Consider the following 1,833-nt stretch of genomic DNA (forward strand, 5'->3'; position numbering starts at 1 on the left):
GCCCCGTCACAAATCCGCAGGGTCTGATTCGATCATCAAACCCGGTGGGGCTCAGGCGTCGGGCGTCTGGTCTTTCGGTGCATCGGTTGCATCAACATCATCATCGGTCGCCACTTCACCGTCAGGGTTCAGTGCCGCTTCTTCAGCGGTTTGCTTCTTGCGCTGAAGCTTTTCCTCTTTCTTCTGTTCCTTTGCCAGGTCTCGTTGACGTTTGGCGAAGGAGTAATTGGGTTTGGCCATGGGCGATCCTCTGGGGTCGAAGGTGAGGTTGAGCGGCGCGTATTCTGCCCTGTATCGGTGTCCGGGGGTTAGCCGGGTTTTTGGTCGACCCACTTGGGCGTGACGGTCGGCTGCCACTGATCGAGGGCGTCGAGCAGGGAATCTGGCGATTCGCTCACTTGCAGCATGTCACGGTGTGGCGCGCGAACGAAGCCTTCGCCGACGATATGATCGAGAAAAGCCGTGAGCTTGCTGTAGAAACCGTTCACTTCCAGCAGCCCCAAAGGCTTGCCGTGATAGCCGAGCTGGCCCCAGGTCCAGACTTCGAACAGCTCTTCCAGCGTGCCAAGGCCACCGGGCAGGGCGATGAACGCATCGCTCAGCTCAGCCATCCGCGCCTTGCGCGCATGCATGCCGTCGACCACTTCCAGGCGCGTCAGGCTTTTGTGGCCGATCTCCTTGTCCATCAGGCTTTGCGGAATGATGCCGATCACTTCGCCGCCAGCGGCCAGCGCGGCATCAGCGACAATGCCCATCAAACCGACTGCACCACCGCCGTAGACCAGCGTCAGATTACGCTCGGCCAATGCCCGGCCGAGGGCCACGGCAGCTTCGGTGTAAGCCGGCACGGTACCGGCGTTGGCACCGCAAAACACACAAACGGATTTCAGCGACATGCATTACTCCTGAGTCGATCAGTCGCACAGGGTAACGGCTGGCACGCTGCGCTCCAAGGACTAGACTTCGCGTTCGGGTGATTCAAAAGTACCGCTGGCGCCACAAGCGTAGGCGGCGAGCAAGCTGCACAGCAAACCGTTGAAGAACATGACAGACACTCCGTTTCAGTAGGTGGGCCGATCATAGGGCTGGCCCAACGAAATGGCCGTTAGATTGTGTCGATGAGTGTCATAGTCGGAAAGTTGTATACAATTTTTGACTCAAGTCATATGAACTTGCGATGATTTCAGGCAGTCTTTCCACCACTAGTGTTTTTGTTAACCCTGCCTTGGAGATTCACCATGTTTTCCAAAGTTGTTGCGGTATCCCTGCTGGCGCTGGCCAGCAGCCAATTGATGGCTGCCGAGTGCAAAACCACCGTTGATTCCACCGATCAGATGTCCTTCAACACCAAGGAAATCGTGATCGACAAGAGCTGCAAGACCTTCACCGTCGAACTGACCCACTCCGGCAGCCTGCCGAAGAACGTCATGGGCCATAACCTGGTGATCAGCAAAGAAGCTGACATGCAGCCGATCGCTACCGACGGCCTGGCAGCCGGTATCGACAAGAACTACCTGAAGGACGGCGACGCCCGCATCATCGCCCACACCAAGATCATCGGCGCCAAGGAAACCGACTCGGTGACCTTCGATGTATCGAAACTGGATGCCGCTGAAAAATACGGCTTCTTCTGCTCGTTCCCTGGGCACATCTCGATGATGAAAGGCACTATCGTCGTCAAGTGATTCAGGCACAAAAAAAGCGTCCACCCGGGACGCTTTTTTTGTGTGTAGGAGCTGCCGAAGGCTGCGATCTTTTGATCTTGATCTTTAAAGCAAGATCAAAAGATCGCAGCCTCGTTGCACTCGTCAGCTCCTACAGGCTCCTGCAGGC

Annotated in this window: 3 protein-coding genes; 1 reads left to right on the top strand and 2 read right to left on the bottom strand. The window is 56.5% G+C overall.

Annotated features, from left to right (window positions below; genetic code table 11):
- Positions 1-51: 51 nt before the first annotated feature.
- The gene (locus D6877_RS10395) at positions 52-240 is read right to left on the bottom strand and encodes a hypothetical protein (RefSeq protein ID WP_130910695.1); all 189 of its coding nucleotides are present in this window, start codon (positions 238-240) and stop codon (positions 52-54) included.
- Between the two features lie 68 nt (positions 241-308).
- Positions 309-896 carry a TIGR00730 family Rossman fold protein gene (locus tag D6877_RS10400; RefSeq protein ID WP_024011379.1) on the bottom strand — a complete coding sequence of 196 codons (588 nt, stop codon included), beginning with the start codon at positions 894-896 and terminating at the stop codon, positions 309-311.
- A 342-nt stretch (positions 897-1,238) separates the two neighbouring features.
- On the opposite strand from D6877_RS10400, the gene azu reads away from it, so the two are divergent.
- Complete coding sequence (azu, locus tag D6877_RS10405) at positions 1,239-1,685, top strand: azurin (RefSeq protein ID WP_130910696.1); 447 nt, start codon at positions 1,239-1,241, stop codon at positions 1,683-1,685.
- The last annotated feature ends 148 nt before the right edge of the window (positions 1,686-1,833 follow it).

The organism is Pseudomonas sp. Sample_9 (assembly GCF_004307535.1).
Lineage (GTDB): Bacteria > Pseudomonadota > Gammaproteobacteria > Pseudomonadales > Pseudomonadaceae > Aquipseudomonas > Aquipseudomonas mercuritolerans.